The sequence below is a fragment of the Heyndrickxia sp. FSL W8-0496 genome (assembly GCF_038007825.1).
Taxonomy (GTDB): domain Bacteria; phylum Bacillota; class Bacilli; order Bacillales; family Bacillaceae_C; genus Heyndrickxia; species Heyndrickxia oleronia.
This window is the reverse complement of the sequence record NZ_JBBOXX010000001.1, coordinates 2,459,448-2,479,146: the sequence shown is the minus strand read 5'-3', so window position 1 is coordinate 2,479,146 and position 19,699 is coordinate 2,459,448. Positions and strand designations below refer to the sequence as shown.

Annotated in this window: 16 protein-coding genes and 1 other annotated feature; of the genes, 1 reads left to right on the top strand and 15 read right to left on the bottom strand. The window is 34.8% G+C overall.

The window, feature by feature from the left end:
* Nucleotides 1-123: 123 nt before the first annotated feature.
* From NST63_RS12490 to NST63_RS12440, 11 genes are all read right to left on the bottom strand, one after another.
* On the bottom strand, nucleotides 124-1,179 hold the full coding sequence (locus tag NST63_RS12490; protein ID WP_341042306.1) for an aldose epimerase family protein: 1,056 nt from the start codon (nucleotides 1,177-1,179) through the stop codon (nucleotides 124-126).
* 117 nt (nucleotides 1,180-1,296) lie between these two features.
* Nucleotides 1,297-2,787 carry a UDP-glucose--hexose-1-phosphate uridylyltransferase gene (gene galT, locus NST63_RS12485; protein ID WP_212945572.1) on the bottom strand — a complete coding sequence of 497 codons (1,491 nt, stop codon included), beginning with the start codon at nucleotides 2,785-2,787 and terminating at the stop codon, nucleotides 1,297-1,299.
* Nucleotides 2,788-2,792: 5 nt separating this feature from the next.
* Nucleotides 2,793-3,785, bottom strand: a complete 993-nt coding sequence (gene galE, locus NST63_RS12480) for a UDP-glucose 4-epimerase GalE (RefSeq protein WP_341042303.1) — start codon at nucleotides 3,783-3,785, stop codon at nucleotides 2,793-2,795.
* A 35-nt stretch (nucleotides 3,786-3,820) separates the two neighbouring features.
* Nucleotides 3,821-4,996, bottom strand: coding sequence for a galactokinase (locus tag NST63_RS12475; RefSeq protein WP_341042302.1), 1,176 nt, complete (start codon nucleotides 4,994-4,996; stop codon nucleotides 3,821-3,823).
* A gap of 335 nt (nucleotides 4,997-5,331) precedes the next feature.
* Nucleotides 5,332-6,324 carry a LacI family DNA-binding transcriptional regulator gene (locus tag NST63_RS12470; protein WP_341042300.1) on the bottom strand — a complete coding sequence of 331 codons (993 nt, stop codon included), beginning with the start codon at nucleotides 6,322-6,324 and terminating at the stop codon, nucleotides 5,332-5,334.
* 132 nt (nucleotides 6,325-6,456) lie between these two features.
* Nucleotides 6,457-7,458, bottom strand: a complete 1,002-nt coding sequence (locus NST63_RS12465) for a glycoside hydrolase family 43 protein (RefSeq protein WP_341042299.1) — start codon at nucleotides 7,456-7,458, stop codon at nucleotides 6,457-6,459.
* 112 nt (nucleotides 7,459-7,570) lie between these two features.
* Nucleotides 7,571-9,310: a glycoside hydrolase family 2 protein gene (locus tag NST63_RS12460; protein WP_341042298.1), complete on the bottom strand. Its 1,740-nt coding sequence runs from the start codon at nucleotides 9,308-9,310 to the stop codon at nucleotides 7,571-7,573.
* Nucleotides 9,311-9,322: 12 nt separating this feature from the next.
* Nucleotides 9,323-9,745, bottom strand: a complete 423-nt coding sequence (locus NST63_RS12455; RefSeq protein ID WP_212945567.1) for a hypothetical protein — start codon at nucleotides 9,743-9,745, stop codon at nucleotides 9,323-9,325.
* Nucleotides 9,746-9,920: 175 nt separating this feature from the next.
* A complete protein-coding gene (locus NST63_RS12450) occupies nucleotides 9,921-10,763 on the bottom strand; it encodes a carbohydrate ABC transporter permease (RefSeq protein WP_306420390.1) in 843 nt (280 codons plus the stop codon).
* Between the two features lie 17 nt (nucleotides 10,764-10,780).
* Nucleotides 10,781-11,704, bottom strand: a complete 924-nt coding sequence (locus NST63_RS12445; protein ID WP_212945566.1) for a carbohydrate ABC transporter permease — start codon at nucleotides 11,702-11,704, stop codon at nucleotides 10,781-10,783.
* 87 nt (nucleotides 11,705-11,791) lie between these two features.
* Nucleotides 11,792-13,045, bottom strand: coding sequence for an extracellular solute-binding protein (locus NST63_RS12440; protein ID WP_341042295.1), 1,254 nt, complete (start codon nucleotides 13,043-13,045; stop codon nucleotides 11,792-11,794).
* 297 nt (nucleotides 13,046-13,342) lie between these two features.
* Between NST63_RS12440 and NST63_RS12435 the strand changes: the two genes are divergently transcribed.
* Entirely contained in the window at nucleotides 13,343-14,248 is a 906-nt protein-coding gene (locus NST63_RS12435) for an ArsR/SmtB family transcription factor (RefSeq protein WP_212945564.1), read from the top strand.
* Between the two features lie 120 nt (nucleotides 14,249-14,368).
* On the opposite strand, the gene ileS is transcribed toward NST63_RS12435, so the two are convergent.
* From ileS to NST63_RS12415, 4 genes are all read right to left on the bottom strand, one after another.
* Nucleotides 14,369-17,452, bottom strand: a complete 3,084-nt coding sequence (gene ileS, locus NST63_RS12430; RefSeq protein WP_341042293.1) for an isoleucine--tRNA ligase — start codon at nucleotides 17,450-17,452, stop codon at nucleotides 14,369-14,371.
* A gap of 52 nt (nucleotides 17,453-17,504) precedes the next feature.
* Nucleotides 17,505-17,746, bottom strand: a binding site (T-box leader).
* A 277-nt stretch (nucleotides 17,747-18,023) separates the two neighbouring features.
* Nucleotides 18,024-18,254, bottom strand: a complete 231-nt coding sequence (locus NST63_RS12425; protein WP_212945562.1) for a hypothetical protein — start codon at nucleotides 18,252-18,254, stop codon at nucleotides 18,024-18,026.
* 51 nt (nucleotides 18,255-18,305) lie between these two features.
* Nucleotides 18,306-18,479, bottom strand: coding sequence for a hypothetical protein (locus NST63_RS12420; protein ID WP_158022201.1), 174 nt, complete (start codon nucleotides 18,477-18,479; stop codon nucleotides 18,306-18,308).
* On the bottom strand, nucleotides 18,479-19,651 hold the full coding sequence (locus NST63_RS12415; protein ID WP_212945561.1) for a DUF4062 domain-containing protein: 1,173 nt from the start codon (nucleotides 19,649-19,651) through the stop codon (nucleotides 18,479-18,481). Before NST63_RS12415 ends, NST63_RS12420 begins: the two co-directional genes overlap by 1 nt.
* Nucleotides 19,652-19,699: the final 48 nt, after the last annotated feature.

Below are 19,699 nucleotides of genomic sequence, written 5' to 3'. Positions count from 1 at the left end.
ACTATTAAATAGCAATTTTCACATTTGATTACAACCATATTTATCATATCATTCCATGCCTGATGAGTATATATATGTACTTTATCTTTGAGGTCACCTATACGGAACAACCTTTATTCCAATTCAACTTTTGATGCCAAATTTATATTTCGTAACAGATTGGAATACCTCTCCTTTTTTTAAGATACTTGATGGGAAATGTGGGTTATGTATGGAATCTGGTAATCCCTGAGTTTCTAAACATAATCCAAGATAATTTCGTGAAGGAACACCTCTGATGGAATAGCTTTCTTCAGCCTCAAGTTGATTACCTGTATAAAGTACAACCGCAGGTTCATCTGTTTCTATGATGAGTTCCCGACCACTTTCTTCATCCAATAAAATAATTTCCTTATTTTGTTGTTCTGTTAATAAAAAGGGATGGTCATACCCATTTCCTGCAATCCAATTTTGCACATGTCCAGATTTCATTCCATCTTTAATTTTTCTGCCATTTTGAAAATCAAATGGAGTATTTTCAACTGATAATATCTTACCGGTTGGAATAAGTCTTTCATCTAATTCAACGAATTTTCGACTTTTAATCGTTAACTGATGGTTCAAAATATCTCGCTTTAAATTACCACTTAAATTAAAATAGGTGTGATTTGTGACATTCAGTAGAGTAGATTCATCCGATTCTCCCTTATAAGAAATGATAAGTTCATTCTTATTGTTTAGCGTATATGTAACCTTCATAAGCAGATTTCCAGGATAACCTTCTTCTCCTGATTTACTTAAATACGTAAATTCCAGTTTGGTTGAATCCGCCTCTAAAGCTGTTTTTGTCTCCCAAAAAACCTTATCAAACCCTTGGAGACCACCGTGAAGATGATTATCATTATTGTTCTTTGCCAATTGATAGGTTTTACCATTCAGATTGAATTCTGCATTTTTGATCCGTCCAGCAAACCTTCCAATGATTGCACCAAAATAAGGGGAATATTTTTGATATTCCTCTATGGAATCAAACCCAAGCACAATGTTTTCGAAATGCCCATTCCTATCAGATGCTACTATTTTTGTAATAATACAACCATAATCAAGGCATGTTATTTCCATGCCTTGATCATTCACCATCGTAAAAGCTGTAATTGTTCGACCATCGATTTCCCCATAATACTCCTGCAATATTACCAATGATACCACCTCCTATTTTTTAAAGCTCTTTTCACAAGCACAACTGCTATACCTATATTAGGTGGAAAAGCTGGCTGTATGGCTTTTTTTAAAGCAACAAAACTACGAATAATTTTTTTAAAGTGAGGAAATAAATTTTTGGAACGCCTTCTGCCCTTCTGTCCGTTTAAAAACACTCGCATCCTCAAGTACTCTTAAAAACTTGTATCCAACCTCCTGAATGATTATTTCCTTTACCGTAGTGGGAGTTATTTTATTTTGATATCGAATCTTTATATCATCTGCCCAAATACGATGATATGGTTGAATTTGATTTGGTTGATCCAACAAATATTTTTCTACCTCTAACAGTTCCGTCTTTAAACGAGCAGGCAAAACTGCCAGCCCCATCACTTCAATCAGCCCGATATTTTCCTTTTTAATATGATGTACATCAGCATGTGGGTGGAAAATTCCAAGTGGATGCTCCTTATTGGTTCGATTGTTTCGTAATACTAAGTCCATTTCAAACTCACCATTTCGCATTCTTGCAATTGGTGTTATCGTATTATGTCTTGTTTTACCAGTATATGCGACAATGTCTGCAGCAGGATCCGAATAATTTTTCCACTTTTCAAGAATATAATTGCAAGCATCAACCATTTGTTTCACGTCACTGCTTCTCAATCGGATAACGAACATTGGCCATTTGATTTTTGAAGTATGGATCCTTGGAAAGCTATCAAGGGTAAATGTCAATTCATCTTTTGCTTTTGCCATGGCAAACTCATAATTTCCACCTTGGTAATGATCATGTGAAAGAATAGATCCCCCTACAATTGGCAGATCAGCATTAGAGCCAATGAAATAATGAGGAAACTTCGCAACAAATTCAAAAAGCCTTTGAAATGTTGCTTGATTAATCACCATATTCCGATGTTCATGGGATAATATAATACAGTGCTCCTTATAATAAACATATGGTGAATATTGAAAATACCATCGCTCTTTATTCAGTTCCAATCGAATCATTCGATGATTTGATCGTGCCGGATGACCAATTCTTCCAGAATATCCTTCATTTTCTACGCAAAGCAAGCAAGTCGGATAATTAGATGCTATTTTTCTTTCATTTTCCCTTGCGATCTCCTCAGGATCCTTCTCAGGCTTTGCGAGATTAATAGTAATATCTAATTCACCATATTCTGTTGTAATTTTGTAATGACTATTTTCGGCGATTCTTTTTGTTTGAATATAGTTACTATTTTGGCTTAGTTCATAAAAGTAGGAAGTAGCTTTTTCTGGACTTTGCTCCCATTTTCGATGGAAGTTTTGATTAATTTCTGATGGCCGTTGCAAAAAAACATTCATAATATGACTACTCAAAGTTTCCTTTGCATCAAATAGGTCTTCTATTAAACCTTTTTGTACAGCGAACAATACCAATTCATCCAGAAGCTCAGGAACATCGAGGTTTCGCATTTCTTTCTGTTCATTTTCATTTGAGAAATCAGTCAATCCGAGAAGCGCCATAATCTGATTTCGTGCATAAATCTCATCTTCAGGCTGAATCATCCTTAATGAAATCGCTTTGGAGACAAGTTCGTTAATGGACAAATATGCATTCATAATAATCACTCCTTGCTATATCCATCTGGATGAGTACGATGCCAGTTCCAAGCATCCTGAATAATATTTTGAATTGATGTTCGTTTTGGATTCCATTCCAGAACTCGTTTTGCTTTTTCAGAAGAAGCAATTAATGTGCCTGGATCACCTGCTCTTCGTTCGACTATTTTTGTTGGAATCGGATGCCCCGTTATCTCTCTTGCGGCTTCCACAATTTCTTTTACGGAATAGCCTTTACTGCTGCCCAGGTTGAGCACAATGCTCTCGCCACCATTTTGCAAGTATTGTAAAGCTAAAATATGCGCATCAATTAAATCTTCCACATGAACATAATCACGGATACATGTCCCGTCATAAGTTTCATAGTCATCACCAAATATAGAAATAAACTCTCTTTGTCCTAAGGCAACCTGGAGAATTACCGGGATAAGATGTGTTTCAGGGTTATGGTCCTCGCCAATCTCTCCTGTTGCTCTTGCACCAGCAACATTAAAATAACGTAAAGAAACAAATTTAATTCCATATGCCACATCGCACCACTTCATCAACTTTTCCATTATTAGTTTTGTTTCACCATAGGTATTGGTTGGGTTGGTTAGCGCATCTTCTGTAATTGGCATGATCTTCTGTTCACCATAAGTGGCAGCTGTTGAAGAAAAAACAATTTGGTTGACACCATAGTCTCTCATTACATCTAAAAGGACTTGTGTTCCATAAACATTATTATCAAAATACTTAATAGGGTTAGACATTGATTCCCATACTAATGAACTAGCGGCAAAGTGAATCACACTTTCAATTTGTTCTTTTTCAAAAACTTGTTGTAAAAAGACCTTATCTTTAATATTCCCCTGATAAAACTTTGCTTTTGGATGGATAGCCTGCTGATGTCCAGTTAGTAAATTATCTACAACCACTACATCTACATTTTTATCGATTAACTGGTAAACGGCATGTGAACCTATATAACCTGCTCCACCGAGAACTAAGATACTCAAATTCATTTCCCTCCATATCGTAAACTTCAATATTCCTATTCTATCGCTTTTGTTCCATTGCCAATACTTGCTACATAAAATGTTGCTTGATAACCAATTTTTGCTTGATATTCCTTTCCTACTTCAAAAATAAATTTTTCCACCATCTCTTCTTTTACGATCGCAATGGCACAACCACCAAATCCTGCCCCAGTCATTCGAGCCCCAACTACACCTTCCTGTTTCCAAGCAGCTTCAACTAAAGAATCTAATTCAATCCCAGTAACCTCATAATCATCCCTTAAGGAAACATGGGAAGCATTCATCAATCGACCAAAATTTTTTAAATCATCATTTTTTAACGCCTGCAAAGCTTTTAATGTTCTTTGATTTTCATAGATTGCATGCCTTGCTCGTTTTTGTAGAACATCGTTATCTATCAAATATTTATATACCTCAAATTCTTCTTCTTTAATTTCTCCCAAAGACTGAACTTTTAATTCTTGCTGTATAAGCTTTAAAGCCTTTTCACATTCACTTCTTCTTGTATTATATTTTGAATCAGACAGAACCCTTCTTTTATTCGTGTTCATAATAATAATTTTATATTCAGATAATGGTAATGGGGCATATTCATAGTTTAATGTATTACAATTAAGAAGAATTCCACAATTGACCTTCCCCATCCCAATAGCGAATTGATCCATAATTCCACTTTTGACACCAATAAATTCATTTTCGACCCTTTTACCAGCTTTAACTAATTCCAGCATCTCGAGTTGAAAACCATACAGTTCATTCACCATTACACCTGTTAACATTTCAAGCGATGCGGAAGAAGAAAGTCCCGCCCCATTCGGTATATTTCCATAAATCAGCACCTCTAGACCACATGGCAATTCCTTACCCAGTTCTTGAATAAAACGGATCATTCCTTTAGAGTAATTGACCCAATGGTGATGCGTTTTATAGTTTAAGTCATCTAGTGTAAATTCGATGATACCTTTCTCTTCGAAGTTCATAGAAAACATTCTTACTAAACGATCCGATCTTTTTCTTGCAAGTCCGTATGTTCCATAAGTGATAGCAGCAGGAAAAACATGCCCCCCATTATAATCCGTATGTTCACCAATTAAGTTAATTCTTCCCGGAGAAAAGAATGCTTTTGGATCATCACCTTCTTTTTGCGGATAAATTTCTCGAAATGTATCAAATAAAAAATGTAAATTCATCTATTCTTTCACCCCCATAGTTTAGTGAGGGAAAATTCAGTCATATGAACACAAATTAAATTGTGCCTAAATTCTCCTTAAGAATATTTTATTTGAAAAGTAAAAACATTTCAATATTTTTACTAAAAATTTTACTAATAATTTCACTTGATTATTCTTCACATACTTTGCTGTTAATTACCTTTCTACAAGGACTAAGTTGGACTCCATCTCCCACACGAGTTGTGACTCTGCTGAGTCAACAAAATTAAATAAAAAAACCCTGATTTTCATCAACGTACGAGGAAATCAAGGTGTCATATTTATATCTTAATTATTTCTTCATTAAAATCATCCTACATACTGCTTCCACGAATAACGAGTTGAGTCGAGAGACTCACCTTTTTTGCGACTTGACGTTCAGTTATTCTTTCAATTAACAAATCCACAGCCGTTTCCCCCATCAATTCGGTATAAACTCTAACAGTACTTAATGGCGGAAATACATATTTCGTTACACTAATGTCGTTCACCCCGATAATACTAACCCTTTGAGGAACGGAAATACCTTCTTCAAGTAATGCTCTTAAACATCCAATAGCCATAGAATCATTACCGACAAAAAATGCAGACGGAAGATGATCATGATGCTCAGATATTGCTTGTTTCATAAGCCTGTAGCCATCATTTACAGAAAACGAACCAATATATATAAAATCTTCATTATAAAGATTTCTTTTTTTAGTAAAGTTTATGAATGTCTCTTGTCTATAATCAATTATCTCCGAAGTATCATCCTTATAAGTTTCTCGCCCCCCAATATAGCCGATTTTTTCATGCCCCTGCTGCACAAAATAATTGAGAACATCAATGGTTGCCTTTTCAAAATTACATACTACTGAATCAAAGCGGTCTTCATCAGGCGAACTATCAATGAAAACAATATTTTCAGTAATGTTCTGAATTTTCTCCGCTTGCTTTTTATTAAATTTTCCAATAGCGATAATGCCATGAAATTCCTGATTCTGAACGGAATCCAAATGATCAAGGGAAAGTTTTGTCATTTGAATATGAAGTGCTTCACACCGCTTCTCAACACCTAACCGAATAGATAAATAATATAAATCATTCAACTCTTCTTCTTCTGTATACCAATTTACAATGGCAATCCGAAAAGAAGCCATACGTTGTTCTATCTTTTTTTTACGATAAGATAAATCCTCCGCAGTTTGGAATATTTTCCTTTTGGTTTCATCGCTTACAGAAAGGGTGGGATCATAATTCAACACCCTTGATACCGTTGAAATTGATACACCCACTTTTTCCGCAATATCCTTGATCGTAGCCATATGTTACTCCTTTAAAAATATTTGCACTTTCCCTAAATCATAATATCATTGAAAATTCGAGTCAATATTTTACTAATTTTTTGCAAAAATTTTACCTATAGAGTGATTGATAGTTGTGATTCCCTATTTAACCTATATTTCTCCTGAAGGTTTGTCCATCGGAGTGTAAGCTGGCAGCGGCGTTCCAAAGTTAGGTGTACCATCCGGATTCCAAGTAAATTTTTGTACTCTTGGATTCCGAAGCCTTCCCAATCTATGATCCCCTTCAGTCTCAGAAAATGAAAATGCATGGTAGAGGATCCAATCCTCTGTCCCATCAGGGGATTGAGTAAAACTATTATGCCCAGGGGAAAATACTCGGTTTTTTACATTTTTCAAAAACACTGGTTCTGGATGCTTCAACCAAGAATCAGGATTGAGAAGATTAGCTGTTTCTAACGCCGTAAGCATCCCTAAACAATAATCATCTGACCATGTAGCACTAGCAGAAAAAACCAAGAAAATTTTCCCATTCCTTTTTAGAGTTATTGGTCCTTCATTAATTGCCATTCCACCTTGTTTCTCCCATTCATTCGTTGGAGGCGATATTAATACATTTTCTCCTTTTAAAGTCCATGGATTTTCCATTTTAGCAATATAAAGCGCTGATCCATAATCAGGAAAACACCCATATCCTGAATATATAAAGAATAATTGATTTTGATGCTGAAGAACAGTTCCATCTAATCCTGGTAGGTCGGTATTAACAGCACTCTTAAAATTCCATTCACCAAGCATTGGGTTAGCTGAAGAATTCTCAAGAACATAAATACGTCGAGTCTCATCTCCACCACCATCATTTGCAGTAAAGTAAATAAACCATTTCCCTTGAAGAAAATGTAATTCTGGTGCCCAAATATTGTGGCTATAAGGCCCTTCTTCCGGAGGTGTCCAAATAATTTTTTTCTCTGCTCTGGATAGTCCTGTTATTGACGAACTTTTCCAAATCGCAATATGATCAGCTAAAGTCGTTGTATAATAGTAAGTACCATCAATATGTTTATAAATATAAGGATCGGGACCACTTTCAAGTAGGGGATTCATAAATTTCTTATCTTTTCGACTTGTATCTCTTTTATCAGTTTGTTTTTCCATTATTACTACCTCCTAATATTGATAGTATATTCAGCTCATACAAACTACTAAGTTAAAAAGGTAGATATTAATTATCTACCTTTTTAACAATTTCCTTTACCATTTTTCTATGCTACTTTATTCTTCTTTCATTTATTTTTCGAATTTCCGCTAAATCTACTTTTGCCTTTCTATCAATGGTTAGCAAACCATTAATTTCTTGTTGAACATCAGTAACCTGTGTATAACAGAATCCACACACATACTCGAGATCCTGAATCGCTTGATGAATACTATCAAAGCGTTTAATAAATGCCACTTCATCTTTCACTTGATTGCCATATCCCCAACCACTTTCCGATGCAAACGCGATCCCACCGAATTCAGAAATTATAATAGGTTGCCCTTGATAGCCATAGCCTTTAGCAAAAGGATAACGATGCTTATTATGCTGAATTTGATTGGAAAGAAGTAATTCATCATTTTCATAACGTTTCTTAAATACTTCGCTATATTCTTCATAGTCATGCAGGGTAATGATATCGGAAATGGTATGCTCCCATCCGTCATTCGTTACAACCGGACGTATAGAATCATAGGTTTTAGTTAAATAATAAATCGCTTCAGTAAACTTCTGCTGTGCATCATTGACATAAACATCCTGTATTCCCCAAGATTCATTAAAGGGAACCCATGTAATAATACTAGGGTGATTGTAATTTTGTTTGACAATTTCTAACCACTCATTAGTAAAATTAGAAATAGCCTGATCATTGAATGCATAGGTTGCACCTACCTCTGACCACACAAGTAAACCTTTCTTATCACAAAGATACAAGAAACGATTATCCTCTATCTTTTGATGTTTTCGAACACCGTTGTACCCCATTTCAAGCACCTTTTCGATATCTGTTTCAAGTGCTTCAACTGAAGGTGGAGTTAAATCACTGTCTTCCCAATACCCTTGATCTAATATGAGCCTTTGATATAGTTCTTCATTATTCAGAAGGATTTTTCTTCCCTCAATAGATATTTTGCGCATTCCAAAATAAGAGTTAACTAGATCGATAGACTGTTTTTTATCAAATAATTCAAATTTAATATCATATAAATTCGGAGTATTTGGGCTCCATCTTTTCATGCTCCAAGGGTCTCCGTTTTCAATTACGCTAGGAGAAAACTTTGCAACCCCATCAATCACATTTACAGTTACTTTATTAATTATTTTTCCTTCAAATGAGATTTCAGCACTAGCCATAAAACCAGCACCTAACTGCCGTTTATTTGTGTACAGTTCAACTGAAATTTCTCCTTTATCAAATATCGGAGTCATTTTTACATAATCTATATGTACTGGTGAAACATATTCTAGCCAGACTGTTTTCCATATACCGGTTGTTTGTACATACCAACAACCAAAATTATCCTTCAACCATCGTTGCTTACCACGCGGTTGAGAACAATCGATCGAATCTTCTATTTTAACAATGATTTGATTTTCACCGTTATGTACATAGTTGGTAATATCAAACGCAAAAGCAGTATATGCCCCTTGATGATTCCCTACCTTTAATCCATTCACCCATAAAGTTGTATAATAATCAGCACCTTCAAAATGAAGCAGTACATTTTTGTCTTTCGTCACATTAATTGTACGTTCATACCAAACCACTGGATGGTGCGACCGATCCCCTATCCCGCTCAATTTTGTTTCATAGGTGAATGGCACTTGAATGGTTTGCCCCTTCGGAATTCCCTTTGTCCATTCATTCACTTCCCCATTGTTGTGATCATCAAAGGCAAATCGCCATTCTCCATCCAGTGATTCCCAATCATTGCGAATAAACTGTGGTCTTGGATGTAATTTGTTCATATTATTTCCTCCTTAGTTAGATAAATCATTAGATTTTACATACATTTTTAACGAACGATTTTTTGCTAAAATAATAATTCCTGCTCCCATGTAAAGTACTAAACTGATGATATCCATTGTAAAATATGAAATGATCCCACATAGAAGAAACCAAAAGGGTACTTTCTTAGGCACGATGTCATTTTTCATATAGGTTTTTGTCAAATAAATAGTAACTAGCCCTAATAAAATGAGTAATATCCCATAGATTGAAACAAAGCTATAGATACTCCCAAAGATCGATTCCAATCCCTTTTTTTCCTCAAAAGATAAGCCATTTATATTTGCTCCCTTATTTCTTATATATGGTCCATAAATAAAGATGGTTATGAATCCATCTAATATCTGCCAGCTAGCTGCAGTATAAACAATGATTCTTTCCATTTTATTCGACATCACAACAACCCCTTTTTACCTTCTACTTTTTCTAAAACACTAGGAGGAAATTTCCTCATTATAGCTTTTTAAAACAGAGTTAAAATCGGCAGATGGATTTAACGGTTATTACCATTTATATTGTGAGTATGTTGATGAAGAAAAAGAATCGGTAAGAAATTAATTGCATACCACCTTAACCTTTTATACCAGCTGAAAGTGACATTGACTGTAAAAAGTATTTTTGTGCGAATAAATAAATAATAAACGTTGGAACAATTGCCACTAACGCTCCTGCCATTAGTAAGGTTGGCTGTGCTATGTACATTCCTTGTAATAACTGAAGGCCGGATGTGATTGGCATTTTTTCGATATCATTGAAGATAATGGACGGCCATAGAAAATCATTCCACGAGCCTGTAAAACTAAATAATGCAACCACCATAAGAATGGGTCTTAATAGAGGGAGAACAACTCTCCAGTATATTTGAAAATCTCCTGCTCCATCTATTCTTGCAGCTTCATCAAATTCAATTGGAATATTCACCATAAATTGTCTTACAAGAAAAATGTTAAAAACTCCTGCAGCCCCTGGAACAATGGCTGCCCAATAACTATTAACCCATCCGAGGGTGTCAACAATTTTATATAAAGGTACTAAATTAACTACTCCCGGAAACATCATTGTTGCCATCAAAAACATGAAAATGATATTCCGCCCTTTAAAACGTAAACGACCATAAGCAAACCCTGCAAAAGAAACGACAATAAGAACCAATAAAGTATGTGCAACTGCTATAAATAAGGAATTAAAGAACCAATGTAATAGTGGTGTACTATAATTATCCACTAAGAGTGAAGTGTAATTTGTAGTTACCCATTCAACTGGTAGAAATTTAAAACCCATTGTTTGAAATTCCATTTCATCTTTAAAGGAAGTAACTATTCCCCAAATTAAAGGTAATACCCATATGATCGCCATCAATAATAGAAAGAAAAAAGCCACTAATTTTGGAAGAGATAGTAGTTTAGTCTTCACCTTTCCTCACCTCTCATCTAGTCCTTATTACGTAAAAAAAGAAATTGAATAAGCGATACTACCATAATACATAGACCAAGAATGAATGCCATAGCTGAGGCGATCCCAGCAATGGATTGACCTGACCCAAAAGCATTTTGTTGTATATCCATTAACAGAACCCGCGTAGATTCAGTTGGACCACCCCCTGTTAACATGAGTGGTTGACCGTAAACATTAAATTGAGCAATAGTTGTAATAACTACTGTATACAGCAATTGTCCACGAATACTTGGAAGTGTAATTTTAAAAAACTTTTGAATAGAGTTTGCACCATCAATATCTGAAGCTTCATAAAAATCTTTAGATATCCCATTCAAAGCCGCTTGGTAAATAATCATATTACCGCCAATACACCACCACACTGTGACAACTACTAACGCTATCCAAGCATATGGCTGAGTTCCCGTCCAAACGATTGATTCACCAAGGAGCTTGTTAATAGGTCCTTGATTCACGTTAAACATTAAGGTCCAAATAATCACGACAGCAGAAATAGAAAATAAGGATGGCATATAAAAAATAGATTGAAATAACTTATGGAATCTTGGTTTAGCATGTAAAGCACTTGCCAATAATAGCGGAACGATCACGCAAAACGGAACAGATAAAATAACAAAAATAAATGTATTTTTGAGGCCATTATGGAATTGCGTATAAAATGATGAATCCTTTTGAAATAAAATTTCCTTATAATTTGCTAATCCTACAAAATCAGCTTTTCCGACCAAATCCCAATTAGTAAAAGAAATATAGATTCCATAAAGAATCGGCACTAGAAAAAATAGACTAAAGATCACTAAATGTGGTGTAATAAAAAACCATGGAGTCCAATTTACCGATTTCCCTTTGGAGCGTTTTATTCTTTTCTTCAACTCCAAGGATTTCACAGGTACTTCCATACTTACCCCTCCAACATTATTAATCTATGAAAGCTGCAACTATATTTATAGAAACAGCTTCCATTTATTCGAGATGATTCATTCTTATTACTTAGAAGTATCCTTAGCTATTTTATCCTCAAGAGTTTTTTGGATATTAGCGAGTCCCTTTTCAATAGGAGTTTTACCTAATATCATTTCAAGGGCTTTAGCATCCAACTCTTCTGAAACATAACCATTATATTTGTAGTCGAAAATTTTTAGTGAGGCTTGTTCCTCAGGATCTTTCAGTAAAAACGATTGAGCCATTTTTTGATATTCTGGATCATCTAGAATTTTAAGCGAAGCCGGGTTTTGTCCTGCTTTTGCCCATTCTAAAGAATTGTCACGTAGCCAATCGATGAAAGCAATCGCTCCCTTTGCTTTGTCATCCGACCGCTCTTTACTGTTAAACATGACAAATTGATGCGATGAAGACCAGTTGACCATTTTACTCTTATCATTAGAAAGTTGTGGTGCATTAGTTAATCCATACTCAAATTTTGCCCCTTTTAAATTATTGTTCATCCAGATTCCTTCAGGATAAAAGATTAATTTCCCTTGAAGGAACATTTGTGCTGGGTCTTCCCCGTCTTTGTTTGTAATATGTTGCTTAAACATATCATTCCATAATTGGAAGGCATCCTTCGCTTGATCATTGTCTATAGTGGGATCTATACCATTTTCTGTTAAATTCCCGCCATTTTGGGCGTACAATGAAAGGAAATTCGGTTTTGTCCATGTAATACCAAGGGCGGTAATTTTATCTTGCTGCGATTTTTCACCAGCAGCTTTAATTTCATCAAATGTGACAATATTATCATCAAGTGCACCTGGGGCATATTTTTCCACCAGATCTTTGTTGTAATACATCACGAATGAATGGATATCAAGTGGAACACTGTATCTGGAACCATCTAAATCACCAATGTTCCAAGCTTCTTGCATATAATTTTCTCCCTTAATTTCTGGGTAGTCACTTAGGTACTGATCATAATTAATTAACATTTTATTATCTTTATACAACTTAATACGTTCCGCATGAACAATCATTAAGTCTGGTACATTTTTCCCTGAATTCACAACCGTTTGAATCTTTTTATACATATCCGTTTCTTTTAGAGAGATATTTTTTATCTTATACGCTGGATTAGTTTTGTTATATTCATCGACCATCTTTTTCATGTTTGTACCGTCTGGACCAGTGAATGGATTCCAAAAGACGATCTCTTTGCTTGAGCTAGTGCTTGAAGATTTACTACTACAAGCAGTTAAAGCAAATACAAGCATTATTGTCATAAATAATAGACCTAGTTTTCTCATGATTTCCTTCCCCCTAAAAATATTTTTTCAGTTTTCAAAAAACTTTCTGTAAAAAAATATCCCTCCCTTAACCTGTCAAAAATAATCTTTTAATTCTACTACACCTTAGTTAACTAAATAGTAACTTAAAAAATATATTGAATTTATAGAATATAATATACACATCAAATAAAGCGCTGTCAATATTAATAAATAGCCATTTTAGTTTAATTAACCTTTTGGTTAATCATGTAACATGATATAATAAAAATAATCTAAAAATTGTACATTTAAGTTAATAGAATGGAGGTTATTAAATTGCAATTAGATATTTCGAAAGACTCATTACATGTCTATGACGCTCTAAATAGTGAAGTAAGATTAAAAATACTTCAGCTATTATCTGAAAAAAGAATGAATATAAAAGAGCTTGCCCAAAAATTAGGTTTGAGTAGTGCAATTACCACAAGGCATATTCAGAAATTAGAGAAAGCACAATTGATAAAGACGGAAAAAATTCCGGGTAAATCAGGTATTCAAAAACTTTCTTATTTAGCTGTAGATACCATTGAAATTCAGTTCCCCCAGAAAATCTACCATTCATATAAATTACACACAACTCAGCTAAGCGTAGGCCATTATACAGACTTTTATGTAAAACCTACATGCGGAATCGCATCAACTGAGGATTTTATTGGCCAAGTGGATGACCCTAAGTTTTTTATGGATTCTGAGCGCATGAACGCTTCATTAGTATGGTTTTCAGAAGGGTATGTTGAATATAAGATTCCGAATTTACTAACAGCCAGAGATACTCCAGAACTTTTAGAAATTAGTTTGGAGCTTGCTTCTGAATTTCCAAATTCTAATAATGTTTGGCCGAGCGATATAACTTTCTATCTTAATGGAATTAATTTAGGGACATGGACGTGTCCGGGGAACTTTTCAGATACACGTGGAAGATATACACCATCGTGGTGGGAAGATAAAAATAGTCAATATGGGTTGCTCAAGCATATACGAATCAGTCAATATGATACTTGTATCGATGGGAAATTCCTTTCTGATGTTGTGTTAGCTGATCTAGGAATAGAAGAGAAAACATTACTAACTTTTAAAATTTGTGTTGAAAGTGATGCTCAAAATGTCGGGGGAGTAACGATTTTCGGCAAAGGCTTTGGTAACCATGATCAAGATATCCTTTTTAACTTTTATTATCTTTAATGAGGTAGAGGGAGAATATTCCTTATTCTATGCAAAATGAAAAGTAGGGACACGGGGTCAGACCCCCTGTCCCTTTTAAACTGGGACAATGGACCGGACCCTGTGTCCCACCGTGTCCCTTTACTTGATTTGAATGAATATTTCTTCCTCACCAAGAGAAATTTTTTCCATATCTTTTGTTTCCTTATAGTGTATTGTTTGTAAAACAATGCTATTGTGTAATAATGAGTCAAATTCTTTTAACCAGTTGGTTATTGTTTTTGATCCGTGGATAAATAATTCAATTCTTTTTTCGACCGGTAAATCACGTTTTTTCCGCATTTCTTGGACGATTCGTATAAAGTCTCTTACGATTCCTTCACGTTTCAATTCATCTGTTAAATTTGTATCTAAAAGAACGGTGAAATTTCGATTTGACGCTTCGGTAAATCCTTCGATATTTGTAATTTTCGTTACAATGACATCCTCTTGTTCTAAAAGCAAAGTTTCACGATTTTTCATGCACAGAGGTAATGTACCTAGGTTTAGAAAATGTTTTATGTCTTCTTTTGAAGCGTTCATTAACTGTTGCTGAACCTCATTTACCAACTTTCCTAATTTCGGTCCCGCGGATTTAAAATTCAATTTCAATCGATGTTCAATGAACTTATCCGAAGAATCTACCCATTCCACAAGTTTTACATTTAGCTCTTCTTTAATGATATTTTCAAAAGAAGAGAGTGTTTTTACATTGCCATTATGAGCGACCACAATCATTTTTGCTAAAGGTTGTTTCGTTTTTAATTGTTTGCTATGCCTAATACTTCTGCCTAACTCCACCAATTCAATTACAGCAATCATCTCATTTTCAAGCGTTTTATCTATACTGATGTTTTGGACGGTTGGGTAATCAGTTAAATGAACACTATCCCCATTAAGCGTGTAAAAAATTTCTTCAGCTATAAACGGTACAAACGGCGCTATAAGTTTCGAAAGTTCATTCAACACTTGATATAAGGTTTGAAATGCCGCAATTTTGTCGGGTGACATACCTTTACTCCAGAAACGTTCTCTGTTTCGACGAATATACCAATTACTCATTTCATCAATGAAGTTTCCTGCCAGTCTAGCTGCATTTGTCAGTTGATAGTTTTCCATCTCCTTTTTCATAGACGAGATGGTGGTGGCTAATCTTGATAATATCCACTTATCCATGATTGTAGCTTCTTCAGTGTGATGAATTTTAGGATCAAATGAGTCGATTTTTGCATACAACTGATAAAAATGAAATAGGCTTGCAAGTGTATCAATAATTTTTGATTTTGCCTCTTGCACATTGCGTTTGGAAAAGTTTTTTTGATTCCAAGGTGCGCTGTCAGCTATTAAAGACCAGCGAAGTGGATCCGCACCAAATTCTTTAATTAAATCCCTAGGATCTAAAGCATTCCCTTTACTCTTTGACATTTTTTGTCCATGTTCATCCAGAATATGACCTGTTACTAAGACATTTTTATATGGAGCTACCCCTTTAAAGAGTACAGATACTGCAAGCAATGAATAAAACCAGCCTCTCGTTTGATCGATTGCCTCAACTACCACATCCGCTGGAAACTGAGAATGAAATACATCTGTGTTTTCAAACGGATAATGGTACTGAGCGAATGGCATTGAACCACTATCAAACCACACGTCTATTACCTCTTCTGTTCGCTTCATTGTCCCATGGCAATTAGGACACTCAAAGGAAATTTGGTCAACATATGGTTTATGAAGCTCAATCGTTGATACGGATTCCTTTGCATGTTTTTTTAAATCTTCAATACTTTTCGGGGCAATTTCATGTTTACATGTATGACAAACCCAAACGTTTAAAGGAGTTCCCCAGTATCTTTTTCTGCTGATATTCCAATCCACTAATCCTTCTAAGAAATTGCCAAATCTCCCGTTTTTTATATGATCAGGGAACCAATTGACTTGTTGATTATTTGAAATCAATGCATTTTTAAGGGCAGTTGTTTTGATAAACCAGCTCTCTGTCGCATAATACAATAATGGAGTATCACACCTCCAGCAATGAGGATAAGAATGTTCATACTTTTCTTTATGATATAAAAGCCCCTTTTGATGTAATAGTTTTACGATATCCACATCACTTTCTTTTACTTTTTGACCAGCTAGTGGCGTAAAAATATCATTATATCTTCCTTGTTCATCAACTAAATTGATAAAAGATAATTGATTTTCTTGTACTAAACGATAATCATCTTCTCCATATGCAGGTGCGATATGAACAATTCCTGTTCCACTATCCTCAGTAACAAATGAAGCTTCAACAATACAATGTCCTTTTTCTAGCTCAACAAAATTAAATGGGGCTTCATAGGTTAATCCAACGAGATCTGTCCCCTTGACGACTTCAATTAGTGTATAAGGCTGATTGATAACTTGTTCTAACCTAGCAACAGCAATAATTACTATCTGATCCTCTATTTCTACTCTTGCATAATCAAGATCGCCATTTACTGCAAGTGCGACATTGGCAGGCAATGTCCATGGTGTAGTCGTCCATCCTAGTACATATTCGTTTTCCCTGTCCTTAAGTTTAAACTTTACCGTCGCACTTAAATCTTTTACATTTTTATATCCTTGTGCAACCTCATGTGAACTTAAAGAAGTCTGACAGCTAGGGCAATAGGGCGAGACGCGATGTCCTTTATATAGCAATCCTTTTTCATGAATCGTTCCGAGAATATGCCATACAGATTCAATGTATTCATTAGTCATAGTCATATATGGATGATCCATATCAACCCAATAACCTAAATCTGTTGTAAAATCCCTCCATTGCTTTTCATAAAAGAATACACTTTCCTTACATTTTTCGATAAATGGTTCAATACCGTAATGTTCAATTTCTTGTTTTCCTGATATTCCCAGCTGCTTTTCTACTCCTAATTCAACTGGTAAACCATGTGTATCCCATCCTGCTTTTCTAATTACTTGTTTACCATTCATCGTTTGATAACGGGCAATAATATCCTTAATTGTCCTCCCTAAAGCATGGCCAACATGTGGAAGTCCATTTGCAGTAGGTGGTCCCTCATAAAAAATGTAGCGATCTTTTCCGGTTCTATTATCTATTGAACGTTGAAAAATATTTTCCTTATCCCAATACTCCTGCCAACGCTTCTCACGTTCAAAACTTCTATGATTCTGACTATCCATTTTAGCATCCTCCTTAATTAATTTTGAAAAATAAAAAACACTCGTCCCTAAAAATAGGGACGAGTGTATTAACCCGCGTTACCACCCAAAATTCTGCTTATTACAAACAGCACTTGTCAACGTACTATCATACGCGTTCCTTGTAACGGCGGACTCCCGTCAAGACTTACTTAAAAATTTCAGCCTTGCATCTCAGAGATGATTTTTCCGTTCGGCTTCCTCACTGGCTTTCACCATACCCAGCTCGCTTCAAGAGTTCAATCCTTACGTACTTTTTCTCTTCATCGATTTATACATCAAATATTTCGATTATCATACCACTCACAATAATGAATATCAAGATATTTTTATTTATTGCGATCTCATTTTTATCTCTTTTCTAACATTCTCGATATTTAGATAATTCTCCAAGTGATAACATCAAGATGACACTTCCCTATATTCCACTGAGAAAAAGACCTGTGAACTCGAAACCTTTATTATTTGTAAAGACCGGCAGTTAGTTTTTTACACAAGCAACACTCTATACGAAAAAGGTCTTAAAAAAGTAACAAATTAATCAAAACAGCTTTTACTTTTTTTCATTACCTCTTTTGAAGTTTCCTGTAACCTTAGCTAAGAGTAGTTGGATTTCTTTTTCATTTACAGCTTGTGTAATTTTAGAAAGGAGCTTTTCTGCTTCTTTTCCTTTTAAAATCTTAACTTGTTTGCCATACCAATCAATAAATATCGTATTATTCTTTGAAATCCGATAAGTGAAAACCTCATCTTCTAATCGATTGCGTTTATCAATATTCCCCATCCAGTACCATTCCCCACCTCTGTTTATGAAAAAAAGCTCCTTTATTGGAGCTTAAATAATGGAGTGTCGCGTCTTTTTATGATTCGAAAACGCTTCTTTTAAGATGCGATTATTTTCATCGAATCGTTTTGCTTTTTCTTGAATATATTTTTTACTTCCATTCGCTTTACCGGAGGCGACATGAATAATACTATCGTTTTTTGTCCGTTTAGGTTCTGCAGCCACTATCGAATCCCTCCTAACAATTGAATAGCGAAATCACGATACAATGCTGATTCTGATTCCATTATATCACGCATCACATCATCCTTAAAGCCTTGAACCTTCTCAATAGACCAATATGACTCAACTGGATAATGAAAACTTATGACATAATTTCCTGTACGAATTGATAAATAAAATTGCTGCTTCTCTTCACTAAAAAATAACTCCTGGCCAGACTGACTATGAAAAGCTTGAACAGAATACGAACTCCTATCCACTAAAGGATATGTTTTATTTTCATCACTTGCCATACCAGATACACTTACAAGTGTTAATAAATCACCCTTTTTTTTGTATAAAGTTGTTCCTGAACAGGATTCATATGCACCAAGCTCTGTTTCGAACATGGTATGGGGCTGACTATAAATGATCCCATTTTTTAAAAAACGTTGAAGATATTCTAAAAACAATCGTGGATTGATTAATTCACCATTTTTAATATAACTTATGATTTTAGAGGTAAAATCAGCATGTTTTTTATAAATAGGACCTTCTTGAAGTTGTTCTTCGATGGTTCCTTCAAATGCGAGATATTTACTTCCTCTTCTAAACAAATCACTAAAATATCGTTTTATAGTAAGGCTAGGATCCATTCCGAAGGATATTTTCTCCAAATAATGACCTTTGATATAAATGTCATACATAAATCCCCAAATATACGATTCAATATTTTCATATTCTTTTTTCTTTGGATGCTTTTCCCATGCTTCTTTTGCGATTTCAAAGTAATTATCAGGATTAGTGCCAAAAGTTTCTTTATAGCTTTTTAACATTTCGCCAATAATTAAACGAATTTCATACCAAAAAAGATCATAAATATAATCTTCCACAAAAACAATAATATATTTATTACATTGATAAGCCTTCTGAAACTCACAATGAGTGATTGTCGCCTTATAATATTGGCTATAATTACCAGCTTTATCAGATATGAAAAGAAGAAAAATATCACTCATTTCCACATACTTTAAACAATTCTCTACAAGCTGTTCTGGCGGCCAAGGTCCAAAATCCTTTTCATACATTAAAGGTCTATGCTCCATCTCCATTAATAATCGATGGAGATTTCCCCTTAAGGGTCTAAGTCGATCTTGGGCAGCTGAACTAATAAATATTTTTGTAGGTTCGGGCAAAATACATCACTCCTTACTTAGTAAAAAATTCGATGTATTTGCCCTAAA

Bases quoted from the DNA above. Each gene is read 5' to 3' on its own strand.
- galT (WP_212945572.1), bottom strand. From the start codon at position 2,787: ATGAATGCATATTTGTCCATTAACGAACTTGTCTCCAAAGCGATTTCA.
- NST63_RS12475 (WP_341042302.1), bottom strand. From the start codon at position 4,996: ATGAATTTACATTTTTTATTTGATACATTTCGAGAAATTTATCCGCAA.
- NST63_RS12470 (WP_341042300.1), bottom strand. From the start codon at position 6,324: ATGGCTACGATCAAGGATATTGCGGAAAAAGTGGGTGTATCAATTTCA.
- NST63_RS12465 (WP_341042299.1), bottom strand. From the start codon at position 7,458: ATGGAAAAACAAACTGATAAAAGAGATACAAGTCGAAAAGATAAGAAA.
- NST63_RS12460 (WP_341042298.1), bottom strand. From the start codon at position 9,310: ATGAACAAATTACATCCAAGACCACAGTTTATTCGCAATGATTGGGAA.
- NST63_RS12455 (WP_212945567.1), bottom strand. From the start codon at position 9,745: ATGTCGAATAAAATGGAAAGAATCATTGTTTATACTGCAGCTAGCTGG.
- NST63_RS12445 (WP_212945566.1), bottom strand. From the start codon at position 11,704: ATGGAAGTACCTGTGAAATCCTTGGAGTTGAAGAAAAGAATAAAACGC.
- NST63_RS12440 (WP_341042295.1), bottom strand. From the start codon at position 13,045: ATGAGAAAACTAGGTCTATTATTTATGACAATAATGCTTGTATTTGCT.
- ileS (WP_341042293.1), bottom strand. From the start codon at position 17,452: ATGGATAGTCAGAATCATAGAAGTTTTGAACGTGAGAAGCGTTGGCAG.
- NST63_RS12425 (WP_212945562.1), bottom strand. From the start codon at position 18,254: ATGGGGAATATTGATAAACGCAATCGATTAGAAGATGAGGTTTTCACT.